Origin of the sequence: Pseudomonas asiatica, from assembly GCF_009932335.1 — a bacterium.
Taxonomy (GTDB): Bacteria; Pseudomonadota; Gammaproteobacteria; order Pseudomonadales; family Pseudomonadaceae; genus Aquipseudomonas; species Aquipseudomonas asiatica.
In genome coordinates, this window is sequence record NZ_BLJF01000001.1 from 2,330,289 (window position 1) to 2,348,438 (window position 18,150).

An 18,150-nucleotide genomic window follows, 5' to 3' on the forward strand; every position below is an offset into this window, starting at 1 on the left:
ATAATCGATCCGTTGGAAAACCGTAAGCCCCCTGCCGTTACGGCAGCGGCGGGTTGTTCCAGCGCTGTACGGTGACGATCATGTGCCCCTCGCCAGTCTGGCCACCGTCGGCCAGGGTGGCGATGACCTTCAGGTTGCCGGCGTTGTTGGTCATCATCTTGCGCTCCGGGTTGGGGCCGGCGCCGCCTGGCACGAACACGCCATCGGCCTGCATCTTCCCGGCGAACTTCACGTCCTCGTCCTCGATCGCACGCTCGTTGAACGGCTCGACCTTCCAGCTGGCCGGCAGGTAGCCGATGCGCAGCGGCTGGCCATTGGCGTCCTTGCCCCAGGCTTCGGCCTCGAAGCGGCCCTGCACCTTGGGCACCGAGGCGCCGTTTTCACCGATGCGGGCGATGGAGAACGCCGGCACCACTTTCACTTCCTCGACCTTGTCGTACACCGCCAGGTTGACGCCCTTGAGCGCCCCTACGGCGACTTCGCGCTGGCCAGGCCTGGCATCGGCCGCGGCGCGGGCCTTCACCCGTACCAGGGTTGGGGTCTGCTCCAGTACCTCGGTCACTTCCACGCCAGCGCCCAGGTCCGGTTTGCCGGCCAGGCCGCTGCCGACCAGGGTGATCTCGCTTTCGCCACCGGCCTTGATGAATGCCGGTTGTACCGCCAGCAGGCGCGCCTTGCCCTCCTTCACTGCGGTGAAGTCCAGGCCACGCTCGTCGTGCTCGGCCTCGAACATGCGGCCCTTCATTTCGCCATCCAGCGCGGCGAACACCTGGCGCAGGTTGGCGTCGCCGACCTTGACGTTGCCACGCCATTCATAGCCGTTGTAGAGGATCGCCGAACCGCTGCCATTGAACGGCGTGCCGTCGGCATAAGCGCCCTTGACCTCGACCTTGAAGGTGTCACCCTGGTCAGGCGTGACGCTCATCACCCCGCGCACATCGCCCTTGGCCAGCATGTGGCCGCTGAATGCCCACTGGCCCGGCAGCGCATCGGCCTTGGGCCTGGCTTTCTGCCATTCGGCCCACGCCGCGCTTTCCAGCGGGTAGCGCTTGGCCAGGTCCGGCACCACTTGTTGCAGGGCGATCGGCAGCCAGTCGCGGTCACGCGCCTGGGCCTGGTATTCGAGGGACGGCCACTGGCCGAGATGGAAGTTGACCAGGTGCTCCCACTCCTTGGCCGGGCGCCGCTGCAAGGCGACACGGGCACCGGAGTGGCAACGGCCACAGGTTTCGCTGAGCTGGGTGTCGAACTGCTCGACGGTGTTCAGCCGGCGCTCCATGGCATACCGCACGCCATCGGTTTCGCTGGGCGCCAGGCCCTGCTTGTCGGCCAGGTACTTGACCAGGGTGCGGCGGTCGTCGTCGCTGATCTGCAGGCCGTGCATCACCTGCATGCGGGCGATGCTCATCAGCCAGCCTTCCGGCGTCTTGCGCTGGTGGCTGATGCGGCTGTAGGTGTCGTTGCCTTCGGGGATATGGCACCCCATGCACTTGTTCTGCAACAGGCTCGGGCCCTGCTCGGCCGCCATGGCCTGGGTGCTCAGCAGCGCGGCGGCGACCAGCGCCAGTTTGCCCGCATGCCGCCGGAGTCGAGTCGTCTTCAAGGTCAGACCTCCACGGTTGTTGTTCTTATCGTTTTCGCACGCTTTGGTACAGCAGGTGTGCATGTGACGGTTGCGATACAGGAACTGTGCCAGGTGCTGTAAAAGTGTTTTAAATCAAGCCATTGAGGACAATTACCGGATAATGGCAATGCAAGGACAGCTTCTTTGAGCGTCCCATTCCGCGACTGAGTGTTTCACCTTGAGACACTGGGCCTGCTGCGCAGGCCTTTCGCGACACAAGGCCGCTCCTACAAGGGATCGCGTACGGCCTGTAGGAGCGGCCTTGTGTCGCGAAAGGGCCGCACAGCGGCCCCCGCTTTTACTGTTTCACCACCGTCTCACACCGTCTCAATGTGCAACAGCGCAGCCCTGCAATCCCAACCTTGCACCAGGACAAAACCCAACCCGTTCAACGGCTTGCGGCCATCTACCGACCTTGGCACGCCCATTGCGCCTATGCCTGTCACATCCAATGACAAGAGGCACCGTCCCATGCTTTCCGAACTGCCCATCCTGCCCGCCACCCGCGCCTTTCTCGAACGCAAGCTGAAGATGCGCATCGGCGCCGACTGGCAGGACGCCGCCAGCGGTCGCACCCTGTCGTTCCGCAACCCGGCCACTGGCGAGGTACTGGGTGAAGTGCCCGCCGCCGAGGCCGAAGATGTCGACCGCGCGGTGCGCGCCGCTCGCCAGGCCTTCGACGATTCGCCGTGGAGCCGCCTGCGCCCACGCGAACGGCAGAACCTGCTGTGGCGCCTGGCCGACCTGATGGAGCGCGACGCCCGCCAGCTGGCCGAACTGGAATGCCTGAACAACGGCAAGAGCGCCGCCGTTGCCCAGGTGATGGACGTGCAACTGGCCATCGACTTCCTGCGCTACATGGCCGGCTGGGCCACCAAGATCGAGGGTAGCACTGTCGAAGCCTCGATGCCGTTGATGCCCAACGACCAGTTCCATGGTTTCGTGCGGCGCGAGGCAGTGGGCGTGGTCGGCGCCATCGTCGCCTGGAACTTCCCGTTGCTGCTGGCCTGCTGGAAGCTCGGCCCGGCCCTGGCTACCGGTTGCACCGTCGTGCTCAAGCCCGCGGACGAAACACCGCTGAGCGTGCTCAAGCTGGCTGAGCTGGTGGACGAAGCCGGCTACCCGGCAGGTGTGTTCAACGTGGTCACCGGCACCGGCCTGAACGCCGGCGCCGCACTCAGCCGCCACCCCGGCGTGGACAAGCTGACCTTCACTGGCTCCACCGAGGTCGGCAAGCTGATCGGCAAGGCAGCCATGGACAACATGACCCGTGTCACCCTGGAACTCGGCGGCAAGTCGCCGACCATCGTCATGCCCGACGCCAACCTGCAGGAAGCCGCGGCCGGCGCGGCCACGGCGATCTTCTTCAACCAGGGCCAGGTGTGCTGTGCCGGGTCCCGCCTGTACGTGCACCGCAAGCACTTCGACAACGTGGTGGCCGACATCGCCGGCATCGCCAACGGCATGAAGCTGGGCAGCGGTCTGGACCCGGCAGTGCAGATGGGTCCGCTGATCTCGGCCAAGCAGCAGGACCGCGTCACCGGCTACATCGAGCTTGGCCGCGAGCTGGGCGCGACCATTGCCTGCGGTGGCGAAGGCTTCGGGCCGGGCTATTTCGTAAAGCCGACAGTGATCGTCGATGTCGACCAGCGCCACCGCCTGGTGCAGGAAGAAATCTTCGGCCCGGTGCTGGTGGCGATGCCGTTCGATGACATCGACGAAGTGATCGGCATGGCCAACGACAACCCCTATGGCCTGGGTGCGAGCATCTGGTCCAACGACCTGGCCGCCGTGCACCGGATGATCCCACGCATCAAGTCGGGGTCGGTGTGGGTCAACTGCCACAGCGCCCTCGACCCTGCCTTGCCCTTTGGCGGCTACAAGATGTCCGGCGTCGGCCGTGAGATGGGGGCGGCTGCCATCGACCACTACACCGAGCTGAAATCGGTGTTGATCAAGCTCTGATCATTTTCCTGTACCGGCCTCTTCGCAGCACAAGGCTGCTCCTACAAAGGTAGCGCGGTCCTTGTAGGAGCAGCCTTGTGCTGCGAAGACGCCGGCACAGGCAACCCGAGAACAACAACAAAAACATGGAGCACACCATGAGGCACAAACTCGCCTGCACATTGGCCCTGCTGTTCGCCGCCCCGGTCACCCAGGCCTACGAGCTGTACAACCACGACGGCACCACCCTCAACGCCGACATCGAAGCCCTGTTCGGCGCTTTCCACAGCGACGAAAGCTTCAACCTCGCCGGCAACCGCAAGCCTGGTAGTACCGCCTGGCAGGAAGGCTACGTCAAGTATGGCCTCAGCGGCAGCCAGGCCCTGGCCGACAGCGGCGCGCTCTACGGTGCCTTCAACCTGCTCAGCTCCGCCACCTGGGGCGACGGCGATGCCGCCGGCCTGACCCTGGGGGACGAGCGCCGCACCGCCATCGAAGACCTGTACCTGGGCTGGCGCTCGGCCAACCTGTTCCCGGCCCTGGGCGAAGACGGCGTGAACATTTCCGGCGGCCGCCAGGTGGTGACCCTGGGCGACGGCTTCCTGATCCAGGGCGACCCAGTGAACCTGGGCAAGGTCGACCTGGGCGCCAACTTCGACCGCGGTGGCGCCTACTACCTGGCCGCACGCAAGGCCTTCGACAGCACCGCCGTGCTGCGCCTTGGCGGCAAGCAAGGCTGGCGCAGCGACCTGATGTGGCTGAAGTCCGACAACCACTACCAGGCCGACACCTCGCTGGCGGTGGCCAACCTGGAGCACGTCGCCGACGCCGGCACCGTCGGCCTGAGCTGGATCCGCGGCCTCGACGTGGACCAGCGCTACGCGCAGATCATGGGCCTGGAACACCGCGACGGCATGGACACCGCCAGCCTGCGCGGGCGTGGCAACCTGGGGGTGAAAGACCTGGAGCTGGCCGCCGAGTACGTGACCCAGGACAAAACCGGCGGGCGGGAGAACGCCTGGTACCTGGAAGGCAACTGGACCTTCTCCGAACTGCCCTGGTCCCCCACCGCCACCTACCGCTACAGCCGCTTTTCCGAAGACTTCGACCCGCTGTTCTATGGCCTGAGCCGTGGCTATGGCACCTGGTTCCAGGGTGAGGTGGCGGCGAACTATGCCGGGCCGTTCAACAGCAACAGCCAGGTGCACCACGTGGCGCTGAAGGGCAAACCACGGGACAACCTGACCGTCGGCGCGCTGTACTTCGACTTCGATACGCTGGACACCGACCAAGGCAACCTGGGCGGACGGGAGCTGGACCTGTACGTGGAATGGATGGTCAACGACCACCTGCTGATCAGCCCGCTGGTAGGGTTCTACAAGCCGGAACGCAGCGCGGCCAATGGCGGGACGCAGCTGGGTGGGCGGGATACCGGGACCTATATGCAGCTGATCGTCGGGACTTTCTTCTGATTCGAAATCCTGGGGCTGCTACGCAGCCCATCGCGACACAAGGCCGCTCCTACAGGTACCGCACAAGCATCATGGGCATCACCGAACCTGTAGGAGCGGCCTTGTGTCGCGAAAGGGCCGCAAAGCGGCCCCGGCAATCTCAAACCAAGCCCTGCTCCAACAACCACCGCCGCACCATCCTCTGCTGCTCCCCTGGCAGGCCTGACAACACTGCCTCGAGAGGTCGGCCGCTACGCAGCCCGCGCACCACCGGCGCCAACTCCACCCCCTGCAAATGCCACACCCCCAACGGCTGATCCGCCGTCACCACCACCTCGGCCTCATCCACCAGCCCGTCACGCAACACCGGCCGCCGCTCGACCCTCACCGCGCTCCAGTCCGCCGCCACGTGCAATGCCTGCATGTCCGGCCAACCCTGCCGCCGCGCCCAGAACGGCTGCCCCACCCGACCCTGCTCTTGCCCATAGAAATCCCGCCCGATCCGGGCAAAACGCAAAAACAGCTGTTCGATCCGCTGCTGGTGAAACTGCCGCGCCAACCCGGCCCGCTCGGGCCTGCGCAGCAAGGTATTGATCACCACCGGCGCCTGCAGCGCCGAAGACAGCGACTGGAAGATCCCGTTACCTGATAGCGGGTCAACGGCCATCGCGGCATCACCCACGCGTATCCAGTCCTGCCCGACGCACTCACCGGCCAGAATCGCGGTACTGCTGCGCGCATGCACCTCTGCCGGCGCCAAGGCCCTGGCATCGAACAGCTCGGCCACCAGCACGCTGCCAGCTCGCCGCGCCGCACAGTAATCCGCCAATCCGGCCTTGCCCGGCAGCCCGGCGGCGTCCAGGGTGACTTGCCAGTAGCAGCGGCCGTCTTCCAGGCGCGCCATCCACGCCCAGCCATCTGCCAGGCTCTCCACCGCCGACGCTGGCGCCCCGGGGGCGGCCTGCCAGACATTCAGCAAGCTGACCGTCTCCGGCCCGCGCAGGCGGTCGGCGGCCAATGGGGCCTGGCGGCCTCGGGCTTCGACCAGGAAATCGGCCTGCAGTACCTGCCCGTCGTCCAGGCGAATGCCATGACCGACTTCGCGAACCACCTCACGCACCCGCCCCTCGACCACGCTCACACCCGCGCACTGAAGGTCGTCGCGCAGCGCCCGGTCAAACATTTGCCGATCGAGCAGAAACTCCTGGTTCAGGTGCAGCTGCTGGCCGTTCCAGTGCACTTGCCGAGTCGCCGGCATCGCCGCCTGGCGCAACGCCCCACCAAGGCCGGCATGGCGCAGCCCGTCCAGCACCCGCTGCGAAACCCCTTCGACCGCCGCGAACCGGCGCCACTCGGACACCACCGTTACCGCATAACCCAGCCGCCGCAGGCCAATGGCCGTGGCCGCACCCGCAGGGCCTGCCCCCAGCACCACAATGCGCGGTTCAGCCATGGCCGGCACCTCGTCGCTCGGGGCCGGTAAACGCCGCGTGGTGGCGCAACCAGTCATGAACCTGCTGGTGGCCCATGCCCGGCTCATCACGCAGCAACGCAGCAATCCTGCCACTCAGGGCCGCACAGCCCAGGCTCGCGCCCGCCCTGCCGCCCGCGCCCACATAACCGCCGAAGTCCGCCTGCCGGGTACCCAGCCAGGACCACTGGCCCGGTGCACAGCGGGCATCGCCGGTAACCCGGATCACTCCGGGGTAGCTGGCCGGATACACCGGCCCGCCCTGGGCCGGGCTGGAGGCGCACAACAGCACACCCGCGGCCAAAGCCTCGGCGCAAGCCTGGTGCAGCACAGGCCGGTCCTGCTGCAGGCCAAGGCTGAGGTTGACCAGCGTAACCCCCGCCTCCACCAGCCACAGCAGCGCGGCCGCCACCTGCAAGGCACTGGTGCTGGCCTGGGCGCCGAAAACCTGGGCCAGCAGCACAGGCACCGGCCCGGCCTCCCGCTGCAAGCCGGCGAGCACCGCGCTACCGTGCCCAAGCTGGTCGGGCAGCATGTCACCTTCGCGCAACTGGCCGTCCTCCAGCCAAAAGCGGCGCGCGCCCAGCAAGGCGCTGGCCTGCTCTGGCGTGCAACCACTGTCGATCACGCCAACACGCACGTCAGTGCCCATGCTTGATCACCTCCTCGGGCAGCACCTGCAACTGGCCAGCGTGCAGCTGCAGGTGCAGGTCGGCATCGGCCAGGGTCGAAGCACGGTGACTGATCAGGATGCGCGTGCGGCCGGCGAACAGCTGGTCGATGGCCGCTATCACTTCGCGCTCGGTGGCTTCGTCCACCGCCGAGGTGGCCTCGTCCAGTACCAGGATCGCCGGCGCCTGCAGCACCGCGCGGGCGATGGCAATGCGTTGTTTCTGCCCGCCCGACAACTGCTGGCCACGCTCACCCAGCAGGCCGTCCAGGCCCAGCGGCAGGCTGTCGACCAGGCTGTCCAGCCGCGCCAGGCGCACCACCCGTTCCAGTTCCTCACGGCTTGCCTCGGGCACGCCGTAGGCCAGGTTCTGTGCCAGGGTGCCGCGGAACAGCACGATATCCTGGCTGACCACTGCAATGCGTCGGCGCAGCGCGGCCAGGTCCAGTTCGCGCAGGTCGGTGCCGTCCAGCAGGATGCGCCCGGCGTCCGGGTCGTAGAAGCGCTGCAGCAGGTCGATCAGGGTCGACTTGCCCACCCCCGAGGCACCGCTGATGGCCACCTTCAGGCCACCCGGCACGCACACCTGCACGTCGTTCAGCACCGCGCCCTGGCGCCCTTCATGGGCAAAACTCACCCCCTCGAGGCGCAATTCGCCCGGGCCGTCGGGCACCGGCTGCGGGTTGGCTGCCGGGCGCACGGCCACGGCCTCCTGCTTCAGTTCCATCACCCTCCCCAGGCTCACCGCCATGCGCTGCACCGCCACGTACAGGCCCAGCAGGCTCTGCACCGGCCCTACCGCCATGCCCATGTAGGTGGAAAAGGCGATCAGCGCACCCAACTGCCAGGCACCCTGAATCACCCACCAACCGCCGACCAGGAACGCGCAGGCGCGGCACCAGGAGGTCAGCGTGCCGGGGATGGCCTGGGTGAAGAATTCGGTCACCTGCACCTTGAGCAGCTGGCGCATGTAGCCCTGGCCCAACTGGTCCAGGCGCCCCGCCTCGCGGCCTTGCTGGCCGGCGGCCTGGATGAACTTCATTGCCGGCAGGGTTTCGACCAGGAACGACGACACATCTGCCGAGCGTTCGCGCAGGGTGCGTACTTCGCGCTCAACCTTGCGCCGCATCCAGCGCAGCCACAGCACTTCTATCGGTACCAGCAGCGCCAGCAGCAAAGACAGTTGCCACGACAGCATCAGCATCAACACCACCGCGCCCACCAGGCCGATCACCGCCGACACCGCCGAAAACAGCGAATCCACGGCAAAGCGCTGGATTTCCGCCACATCGCCATCCAGCCGCGAAAGGATGTCGTCGATGCGCCGCCGCCCGTAGAACGTCGGCGACAGCTGCTGCAGGTGGCGGTAAAGGTCGTCGCGCAGGGCAAACAGGATGCGCCCCGACAAGCGCGTGTGCAGGTAGCGGTTGACCCCGGCCAGCACGGTACCCAGCAGGCCCGCGCCGATCATGATCGCGGCCATGTGCCAGAGGGTCTGGTAGTCCTTGGCCAGCAGCCCCTCGTCGATCAGCGTCTTGACCAGCCAAGGTTGCGCCAGCGCCAGCAATGAGGCACCCAGCGACAAGCCGAGCAACAGGCCGATGGCGCGTCGATGGGGGCGCACGAAACCATACAGCCAGGCCAACGCCTGGCGCATGAGCACAGGGTCGCTGGACTCCACCAGCCGGGCGAACAGGCCGCCCACGTCAGCCGCGCAACTGTTTGAGCTTGCGGTACAGCGTCGCCCGGCTGATACCCAGCGCCTCGGCCGCCGCGGACACATTGCCCTGATGGCGCGCCAAGGCGCCACGTATCAGTTCCAGTTCGTTGTCCTTGAGGCTGCCGGAAGGCGCCGTGCCACTGGCCAGTTCGTCCAGCAGGCAGTCGGTGAGGTGGTCCAGGGTCAGCACCTGCTCGCCGTCCTCGCGCATGGCCAGCGCGGTGCGCACGACCATTTCCAGCTGGCGGATGTTGCCCGGCCAGTCGAAGCCTTCGAGCAACGCGGTCAGGGCCGGGTCCAAGGTCACGCCCCGGGCATCGGACTTTTCCAGCAGCCCCTGGATGATCGCAGTCAGGTCATCACGCTCGCGCAGTGCCGGCAGGCGCAGCGACACGCCGTTGACCCGGTAGTAAAGGTCTTCGCGGAAGTGCTGCTCCTGCACCAGGCGCTTGAGGTCGCGGTGCGTGGCACAGATCAATGCCACATCAATGTCCTGCTCGTCGCCCGCCCCCAGCGGTGCCACTCGCCGTTCCTGCAGTACCCGCAACAAGCGCGCCTGCAGCGCTAGCGGCATGTCGCCGATTTCGTCGAGGAACAGCGTGCCGCCGTGGGCCTGCATCAGCCGGCCGACCATGCCGCCCCGGCGCGAGCCGGTGAACGCGCCTTCACGGTAGCCGAACAGTTCGGACTCGATCAGCCCTTCGGGGATGGCCGCGCAGTTGACGGCCACGAACGGTTTGTCGGCACGCGGGCTGGCCTGGTGCAGGGCCCGGGCGACGACTTCCTTGCCGGTACCGGTCTCGCCCAGCAACAGCACCGGCAGGCCATTGCCCAGCCCCTGGCGGGCCATGCGCAGGTTGCGCGCCAGGCGCAGGTCGCCACCGGCCAGGGCGTCGAGGGCGGGTGACTGCTTGCCCGGCGCCGGCTTGCTCACCGGCGTGCTGCCGTTGACCCGGCCATGGCGCGGCAGCTGCAGGGCGCGGAAGTAGAACTCGCCCTTGGCCGTTTGCACACTGCTCACCCCGCCCTGCCACAGGCGGGCGATGAAGGCCGGTGACCGTTCACCCAGCAGGTCGCTGCTGCGCCGGCCCAACAGCTCATGGCGCGGCACCTGCAACAGCTGGCAGGCACTGTCGTTGGCAGCCAGCACTTCACCGTCCAGGCTCAGCGCCAGCAGGCCATGCCAGGCGCTGTTGAGGTATTGCGGGCGGCTGTGGAAGGCCAGCACCAATTGCTCCGGGTGGCACAGGCCAAACATACGGCTTTCGATGTTGCCGGCCGCCAGCATCAGCGTCGACAGGCTGTCCTGTGGTTGCGCCATCACCCCTTCACGGGTGATGTCGAGCACGCCGATCACCTCGCCGCGCGGGTCGCGCAGGGGTACCGAAGTGCAGGAGAACGGGCTGAGGCGGTCGAGGTAATGTTCGCCGCAGTTGATCAGCGTCGGCCGGCCTTCCACCACTGCCGTGCCGATCGCATTGGTGCCACGCAGCGACTCGCTCCAGCAACTGCCCGGGTGCAGGTCGCGCAGGCCCTCGCGTTGCAGCACGTGCTTCTGCCCTTCGATGGCCAGCACATTGGCCTGGGCGTCGCCGAGGATGACGATGCCGGCCTTGCCCTGACGCGCGACCAGATAGTCCAGTTCCGGGGTAACGGCGTCAACCAGCAGGCGGTTGCGCTCCAGCAGCATGCGCAGGTCGTGGCCCTGCTCCAGGCCCAGGCCCACCTGCTCGCCCTGCAGACAGTCCAGGCCATGGCCCAGGCTGCGGCGCCAGGAGGCATCGATCTCGTCGCGCAGCATGCCCAGTGGCAGCTCGCCTTCGCTGGCCAGCTTCAGGCGGGCCTGGCGGGATTCGTGCAGCGGGTCGTGGGCGTTTGTTATTAGTTGTCGCGCCATTTTCTACTCCGGCTGTGCCCCGCAAGGTGGCGGGGAACGGGCTTGGGAATTTTCCGCAGTGTGCGGGAGAAATCCCTGGCCGTCATCAGGCTGAGGTAGAAGGTGGCATATGGTGACGTTTACGTAAAGGGACACGCAGGAGCGCCGCCTTGCTCAAGATCTGGAAGCTTGCGCAAGCTTTGTGGGAGCGGGTTCACCCGCGAAGAGGCCCTCAAGGTCGATCACGGCTGCCGCTTGATTTCAACAAAGCCCAGGCGCCCGCCAGATACCCGGAACCGGCCCATTCGCGGGTAAACCCGCTCCCACAGGGACGGCGTCGCACTTGAGATCACGCGGTACTTGTGGGAGCGGGCAAGCCCGCGAACACCGGCAAAGCCGGTGCCATCCACCGCGTCGTCTGCTTCGCGGGCGCGCCCGCTCCCACAGGTACTGCGCTGTCTTAGCCACCATAAAACGAAATAACCGGGCATAAGGCCGCTCCTGCAGAAACAGCGCACAACTTGTTCTCAACTACATGGCCAACCCAACAACCAAGAAAAAACACTAAGGAGACGCTGCATAAATAGCCAACCGCTCAGAGCCTTGGCACACTGACCCCCTCAATCAGCCCCCTCTTCGTGAGCCTCGTTACGCGCTATGCAGAAGACCTTCTCCGAACTCGAATACACCGGCAAGAAAAAGCAAACCCGACGAGATCGCTTCCTGGCGGATATCGAGCAGTTGGTGCCCTGGGCACAGCTGGAAGCTCAAGTGGCGCCGTTCTACCGCGACACCACCGGCAAGCGCGGACGCCCCTCGATTGGGTTGTCGCGCATGCTGCGCATGTATGTCGTGCAGCAGTGTTTCGGTTTCTCCGATGAAGGCACCGAAGATGCCATCTACGACAGCCAGGCCATTCGTGGCTTCATGGGCATCGACCTGGGCCGGGAGTCGGCACCGGATGCCACTACCTTGTTGCGCTTTCGCCGCTTGCTGGAAACCCATCAGCTGACGCGGGTGTTGTTTGAAACGATCAACCAGCATCTGGCCAGTCGGGGTCTGCTGCTCAAGGAAGGCACCATCGTCGATGCCACCCTGATCGCCGCACCGCCCTCGGTCAAGAACCGAGAAGGTAAGCGCGATCCTGAGATGCATCAGGCTAAAAAAGGCAATCAGTGGCACTTCGGGATGAAGGCCCACATTGGCGTCGACGCCACGTCGGGGCTGGTGCACAGCCTGGTGGGGACCGCGGCTAACGTGGCCGATGTCACCCAGGTCGACAAGCTGCTGCACGGTGCCGAAACCTATGTCTCGGGAGATGCTGGATACACCGGTGCGGCCAAGCGAGCGGAGTATGCTGAACGGGACGTTATCTGGTCGATTGCAGCACGGCCAAGCAGCTACCAGCATCACGGCAAAGACAGCGTGCTGTTCCGGGTCAAGCGCAAGATCGAATACGCCAAGGCGCAACTGCGTGCCAAGGTAGAGCATCCGTTCCAAGTGATCAAAGTGCGCTTCAACCATCGCAAAGTCCGTTACCGTGGACTGGAAAAGAATACGGCGCAGTTATTCAGTCTGTTCGGGTTGGCCAATCTGATGCTGGCAAAGCGGTACTTGCAACGGGTGGCGGGATAAATCCGTCTGAAAGGCGGGGTTTACCCGCTAATCAGTAAAACAGGGCCTGAAATCGGCCCATAAACGCAAAATAAGACCGTCAGGTTGAAAAAATCGGTTGGAAAATGGAATGCGGACTGAAGAGGTAAATTGTTCAGCGTCTCCCTAAGTTACAAGTTTCAGAAAGTTCCTACTTATAACCAAAAACAACAACACCCTGTTTATTTAAATCCCGCCGCAGCCCGCCTACCCTGCAAGTCCGCCCTCGCCATCAACCTTACCCCAGGCCCAATCTGCACCAAGACTACGGCTGATACTGGAGCAATTCTTAACAAGGGAAAACACGCCATGTACCGACAATCTGATCTGCGCTTCAGCTTTCAACCCTTGGCTGGCGACATTCAATTCGAGGTGATTTCATTCGAACTCGACGAAGCCATCAGCGCACCATTCCAGTTGAAGCTGGAGCTGATCAGTCACGAAGATGAAGTCGACTTCGGTCAGTTGCTCGACAAGCCGGTACTGTTCACGATCTGGCAGCACGAACGCCCACTGCGCTACGTGCACGGCGTGACAAGCAGCTTCAGCCAAGGTGAAACGGGCTTTTATCGCACCCGTTACCATGCCTTGGTCGAGCCCCTCCTGGCCCGCGGCGGGTTGCGTTCGAACTGGCGAATCTTCCAGCAGAAAACCGTGCCGCAGATTCTCGAAATCATGCTCAAGCGCCAGTGCATCCTTCATTTCGAGTTGCACACTTTTGGCGACCATCAGGTGCGCGAGTTTTGCGTACAGGCCGGTGAAACAGACCTCGACTTCATCGCCCGCCTGGCGGGTGAAGAGGGTTTCATCTATCGCTTCGAGCACACGCCAAAACAACACCTGCTGGTCATCACCGACCGACTGCTGGCGCTGGGGCAGATCAGCCGAGGCGCGATCAAGACCGAAGACGACGATGAAGGGCTTCCTGAAGAGGACGACGTCGGCCCCGACCAGGTGCTGTACCGCGCCAACAGCGGTGGTGATCAGGCCAGGCCTTGCCTGCGCCGCCTGCGCTACAGCGAGCAGGTACGCACCGCACGACAGGTACAGCGGGACTACACCTTCACCAACCCGCAGTACCGGCAGGAACACCGCGCAGATGACAGTGGCATCGCCCATCAGTCCCGGGATTATGAGCGCTTCGACTACCCCGGCCGTTACAAGCGCGATGTGGTCGGCGTCCCCTTCACCGCCACGCGACTCACGGCCCTGCGCCATGACGCCCGTATTGCCGAGGTAGAGGGCGACGATGTGCGGCTGCAACCAGGCCTGAGCTTCACCCTCATCGAACACCCCCGCAAAGACCTCAACACACACTGGCGCGTGATGCGCGTGCATCACGAGGGGAGCCAATTCACCAGCCTGCAAGAAGAAGCAGCCGGAGCCGAACAGGGAACGCGCTACTCGCAGGAAGCCGTGCTGGTGCCCGGCCGGATCGAATGGCGACCTGCGCCGCTGGACAAACCGCGCATCGATGGCCCGCACATGGCCACCGTCGTCGGTCCACCCGGCGAGGAGATCTATTGTGACGAATGGGGACGGGTCAAGGTCAGCTTCCCCTGGGATCGCGAGAGCAGAAACAACGAGTTCAGCTCCTGCTGGGTGCGCGTATCACAAGGTTGGGCAGGCGGCAGCTGGGGCTCGATGGCTATCCCACGCATCGGCCAGGACGTGATCATCCAGTACGTCAACGCCGACCCCGACCAGCCAATGATCACCGGGCGCACCTACTGCGGCGATCAACTGCCGCCCTACGAGCTGCCGGAACACAAGACGCGCATGACCATCAAGAGTCAGACCCACAAGGGTAATGGCTGCAACGAACTGCGTTTCGAAGATGAACTGGGTCGGCAGGAAGTGTACGTGCATGCCGAAAGGAACATGAATACCAAGGTCAAACACGACCAGACCCTGAACGTCGGCAATGATCGCGCCACTGCGACAGGCCGGGACCAAAACACCAGCATTGCGCGTGACGAGACTATCGATACCGGACGTGATCGCCGCGATCATGTTCACCAGGACCGATTCACCAGCATCGACCGCAACGATATCCACACCATTGGCAACACAAGCCGCATCACCATTGCCGCCGACCACAGCCTGAGTATCGGCGGCAATCAGTCGCTCGTCATCGAAGGTACGCGCGCCATTGAAGCCCGTACTGCACAACGCCTGCTGACCCGGTATTACATGCTTCAGGGCACGGAACGCATCCACATCCGTGGCCCGAGCGGCAAGATCATCCTCGATACCAACGGCATCACTATCGAGGCTCCCAACATCCACTTCAAAGGCAATGTCACCTACCAGACACCTGTGCAGGCCCAGGTCGAAGCCATCGAGGCCGCCATTCGAGAAGGCTCACCGCTGATTGAAGAATGCCCCTTTGCCGGGAAGGACGACGCATGAGCCTGCACCAGCAATTAAGCGAAGGCAGCCTGTACACGGGTGTCGTCAGTGCAAGCCTGTTCGTGCTTGCCGAAGCGTCGGCCAATCCGGGCCTGCTGGGCAGGCTCGAGTTTCATTCCACCCGACACCAATGCCTATGGCACCTGGACCATCACACCGGGCTGGAGAAGCATGCGCCATTACTGTTCCAGCTGACAGCAGGCAGCGAACTGGATGCCTGGCTTGGCGGCCTGGACGGGGCCTTCGCCTGTACTGTCGCCGAGACCACTCTGCCCCTCGAAGCCCTCGCGAGGCACCTGCGCCGCTTTGGCAAAGTCCAGGAAGGCCGACGTCGGTACTTCATGAGGCTTGGTGATCCTCGGTCGCTAAGCTTCTATGTCGGCTCACTGACGCACCAGCCAGACACCCTGGCCCGGCTGTTCGATCACGGACGCATACGCAGACTCTACTTTCACGATTCACGAACCGGGCTTGCACTTGGCGCACAGCCGCTGTTCGAGCAAACAGAAAGCAGCATCGAACGGGAAGGCTGCCTGGCCTGGCTGCCATTGCGCCACGAGGTCCCTGCATGAGCCTGCCGAAACTGAATCTGGGTGCGCTGCAAGCTGCCTCGCTACGGACCACCAACCGTCGACTGTCCCGCTTCCTGCTGGGGACGTTGGACGGTTCGATTGCGCGCTTTCATACCCGTCCCGAGGATGTTCCCCTGCTGGTAGCCAATGCGGGGGCTCTGGTCAGCAACAGGGGCTACACCTGCGGCAAGGAATACAGCTTGCTGGTGCTGAGCCATTTCTTGCTGGGTCTGGGCTGGTGGAACGACCCCGCAAGCGTATCGGTGTGGTCAATCCACCAGGTTCCCGGCCTTACCCAGGATGAGCGACTCGACATGCTGACCGTGCGGGCAGTAGCCCACCGTATGCAGTGGGAGGGTCAACTCACCCTTATGCATGACGTTACACGGCAGATTTTGCGCTTGCCCGATGACGATTGCGTCCACGACCGGCAGTGGCGATCACTGGAGCAACTGATGACCCTGCGCGGCATACCGGCTGACGCGCAGCAGTCTTGTTACTGCTGCTATGAGTCGGATGCCAGCCGCCGCTATGCGCTGCCCGCCATCACTCACAAGGAGCTGAACGGGAACGAGATCCTCGCCCACCGCTATTACGGAAAACGGCTACCTCAGCCGTCCGATGACCTGTACAAGCTGCCCCCGTTGCCCCGCAGCCAAGTGCTGATGCATGTGCTCCTGGCGATCGCGTTCGGTCGACACTTTTACCTCAACCCATTGTTCACCCCTTGGGTGAAGTTGCTTGAAGCCACCGACTCTCCCCGAGAGCGCTGCCGGGTGTTGGCAAGTCAATTGGCAGCCCACCAACAAGCACTCAAGGAGCCGAGCCCGCATGGTTGAAGCATCTGCTTTACAAACGCTGGGGCAAGCCGCACTCAACGGGGCGCTGCCTGTTCCACCCGACATTTGCGTACCCTGCTCCCTTCCCGGCGCGCTGTTCTCCCTCGACGGCGGCGACGGTTGCGACCAGCTGCTGGGCATCCCCTCCCAGAACGGCGTCGGCCCTGCCTGGTTTCGCAACAACCCCTGGATCCGCGACCAGGCGCGCAACCACCGCGATACCTTCCTCCAGCAGGTGCTGGAGCATGCCGGCGACACGCTGGGCAATGCCTGGCTGGCTGAGTTTCATGCCTTTGCCGCCAGCGAAAAGCTGCAGTTGGTGTGCATCGACGACGAGATCCGCCTCGACGAACTGCCCCCACCCGTACTCGACCACATGGGCGAGCGCAGCCAGCACGGTTATGCCTTTGCCCTGCACAGCAATTTCTTGTTCACCGACCACAAGATCTATTTCGCCACCTTCACTCATGTGCAGTGGGCCGAGGCGCAACGGGAAGAGTACGTCGACGAGCACGGCACCCAGCGTATCAGCCCGCCCTATACCTGGCACACGCCCAGTGGCCTGTACCCGATCGAACAGGCCTGTGAACAGCTGGCCCGGCACTACGCCGAAGCCAAGGCCCGGGCTCGCTTCTGGCAAGGCGTCATTGGCGCGGGCGAATTCGCCCTCGGCGTGCTGGCATTCATACCGGTGGTGCGCGGCATCAAGGGCACCGTAACGCTCGGCCGCTATGCCTTCGTGGCCCTGGAAGCCGCGCTGGCCGCCGATGCCATGGTCGACGGCAGCAGCCGCATGATCACCGGCGAAGGCCTGAGTATCGGCGAGCAGTTCTTCACCGACCTGGCGCGCCTGGCCAACCCCGACACTGCCGAGGCACGTGGCAAGCAGGTATTCATGGCCATCAACCTGGCCCTGCTGCTGCCGGCCGCCATCGGCGGCGCCCGTTGGCTGATGCACAAGTTGCAGCCCGGCAGCATGACCACCGTACGCCTCGACAACGCCGCGCTGTCGCAAGAGGAAGTCCGGCGCCTTGGCAACCGCAGCGCCGGCGAAGTCACCGTACTGGAAACCCGCATCCAGCGACGCACCCGTGAGGGTGAGCTGCCGGTCACTGCCCGTGAACTGCACTCGGTGGAGCGCAATGCCAGCCTGGTCGCGCTCGATGTGGCTGGCGGCAAGGCCGACTACGCCTACATGGCCACCACCCTGCGCGACCGGCTGGTGGCCATGATTCAACACAGCATCGGGCCGGTGCGCATGGGCGGCAGCCTGACCCGGGTCGTCGCCGATGCCGGCGAAGAAGCCCTGGCGGCGGCCCTGGTCAGCCACTGGAAGGTCAAGCCGGAGAACATACTCGGCCTGAGCACCCACCCTTCCCGGCCCAGCCAGTTCGGTTTGAAGAACAAGAGCGACCAGGGGATCGACATGCTGGTGTACGTGCCACCACCGCCCTCGATGACGGTGCGTAATCCGACGACGCTGGAAATGCGGCATCACATCGATGGGCTGAAGGGGACGGCGCCGCTGGAGGAACTGAAGTTCGAGGCTGGGACGTTGTTGGTGATCGAGGTGAAGACGACTCTAGGGAAAAGCAAGACGCCTGGTTTCATCAACACCCAGAAAGCAGGAGGCAAAGCCAACCTTCAGCGCATACAGGACTTGATTCGCAGAAAAAGACAAGGATGGGGAGAAGCCCTTACAAAAACTGACCCAGCCTTTATTACAAAGCACCAAGCAATAGAGGACAGCTTGGACTCGCGAAAGGTTTCATTCCTCCATGCACAAGTATTCTTTGACTCGAAAGGTCATCCTAACACCATTGTCGGCGACCGAAGCGGAATACAAATTAATCTCTGGAACCAACATGAATAGACAGACAAAAGATCGACTCAAAGTCAGCTTGAAAAAAATACACGA

General features: G+C 64.1%; 12 protein-coding genes. 7 read left to right on the forward strand and 5 right to left on the reverse strand.

Translation table 11 applies throughout. The features are described from left to right. Window positions 1-37: 37 nt before the first annotated feature. Entirely contained in the window at window positions 38-1,603 is a 1,566-nt protein-coding gene (peaA, locus tag GYA95_RS10805) for a quinohemoprotein amine dehydrogenase subunit alpha (protein ID WP_043936178.1), read from the reverse strand. Window positions 1,604-2,095: 492 nt separating this feature from the next. Between peaA and GYA95_RS10810 the strand changes: the two genes are divergently transcribed. After that, window positions 2,096-3,589 (forward strand): aldehyde dehydrogenase family protein, encoded by a 1,494-nt coding sequence (locus GYA95_RS10810; RefSeq protein ID WP_015270570.1) that lies wholly within the window; start codon window positions 2,096-2,098, stop codon window positions 3,587-3,589. A gap of 137 nt (window positions 3,590-3,726) precedes the next feature. Next, window positions 3,727-5,040, forward strand: coding sequence for an alginate export family protein (locus GYA95_RS10815; RefSeq protein WP_015270571.1), 1,314 nt, complete (start codon window positions 3,727-3,729; stop codon window positions 5,038-5,040). A gap of 139 nt (window positions 5,041-5,179) precedes the next feature. Here GYA95_RS10815 and qhpG read toward each other — a convergent pair whose 3' ends face one another. The 4 genes from qhpG to GYA95_RS10835 are packed head-to-tail and all read right to left on the reverse strand — an operon-like array spanning window position 5,180 to window position 10,777. After that, window positions 5,180-6,472 carry a flavin-dependent monooxygenase QhpG gene (gene qhpG, locus GYA95_RS10820; RefSeq protein ID WP_015270572.1) on the reverse strand — a complete coding sequence of 431 codons (1,293 nt, stop codon included), beginning with the start codon at window positions 6,470-6,472 and terminating at the stop codon, window positions 5,180-5,182. After that, on the reverse strand, window positions 6,465-7,142 hold the full coding sequence (qhpE, locus tag GYA95_RS10825; RefSeq protein ID WP_015270573.1) for a subtilisin-like serine protease QhpE: 678 nt from the start codon (window positions 7,140-7,142) through the stop codon (window positions 6,465-6,467). Before qhpE ends, qhpG begins: the two co-directional genes overlap by 8 nt. Beyond that, window positions 7,132-8,865: an ABC transporter ATP-binding protein gene (locus GYA95_RS10830; RefSeq protein ID WP_161551390.1), complete on the reverse strand. Its 1,734-nt coding sequence runs from the start codon at window positions 8,863-8,865 to the stop codon at window positions 7,132-7,134. The genes qhpE and GYA95_RS10830 overlap by 11 nt, the downstream gene beginning before the upstream one ends. A 1-nt stretch (window position 8,866) precedes the next feature. Next, complete coding sequence (locus GYA95_RS10835; RefSeq protein WP_015270575.1) at window positions 8,867-10,777, reverse strand: sigma-54-dependent Fis family transcriptional regulator; 1,911 nt, start codon at window positions 10,775-10,777, stop codon at window positions 8,867-8,869. A 636-nt stretch (window positions 10,778-11,413) separates the two neighbouring features. On the opposite strand from GYA95_RS10835, the gene GYA95_RS10840 reads away from it, so the two are divergent. The 5 genes from GYA95_RS10840 to GYA95_RS27905 all read left to right on the forward strand — a co-directional run bounded on the left by GYA95_RS10840 (window position 11,414) and on the right by GYA95_RS27905 (window position 18,105). After that, the gene (locus tag GYA95_RS10840; RefSeq protein WP_033991331.1) at window positions 11,414-12,391 is read left to right on the forward strand and encodes an IS5 family transposase; all 978 of its coding nucleotides are present in this window, start codon (window positions 11,414-11,416) and stop codon (window positions 12,389-12,391) included. 327 nt (window positions 12,392-12,718) lie between these two features. Continuing rightward, window positions 12,719-14,821 carry a type VI secretion system Vgr family protein gene (locus GYA95_RS10845; protein WP_015270577.1) on the forward strand — a complete coding sequence of 701 codons (2,103 nt, stop codon included), beginning with the start codon at window positions 12,719-12,721 and terminating at the stop codon, window positions 14,819-14,821. Next, complete coding sequence (locus tag GYA95_RS10850) at window positions 14,818-15,393, forward strand: DUF4123 domain-containing protein (RefSeq protein WP_015270578.1); 576 nt, start codon at window positions 14,818-14,820, stop codon at window positions 15,391-15,393. The genes GYA95_RS10845 and GYA95_RS10850 overlap by 4 nt, the downstream gene beginning before the upstream one ends. Continuing rightward, complete coding sequence (locus GYA95_RS10855; RefSeq protein WP_015270579.1) at window positions 15,390-16,232, forward strand: hypothetical protein; 843 nt, start codon at window positions 15,390-15,392, stop codon at window positions 16,230-16,232. Before GYA95_RS10850 ends, GYA95_RS10855 begins: the two co-directional genes overlap by 4 nt. Continuing rightward, window positions 16,225-18,105: a hypothetical protein gene (locus GYA95_RS27905; RefSeq protein WP_232914202.1), complete on the forward strand. Its 1,881-nt coding sequence runs from the start codon at window positions 16,225-16,227 to the stop codon at window positions 18,103-18,105. The genes GYA95_RS10855 and GYA95_RS27905 overlap by 8 nt, the downstream gene beginning before the upstream one ends. Window positions 18,106-18,150 lie beyond the last annotated feature (45 nt).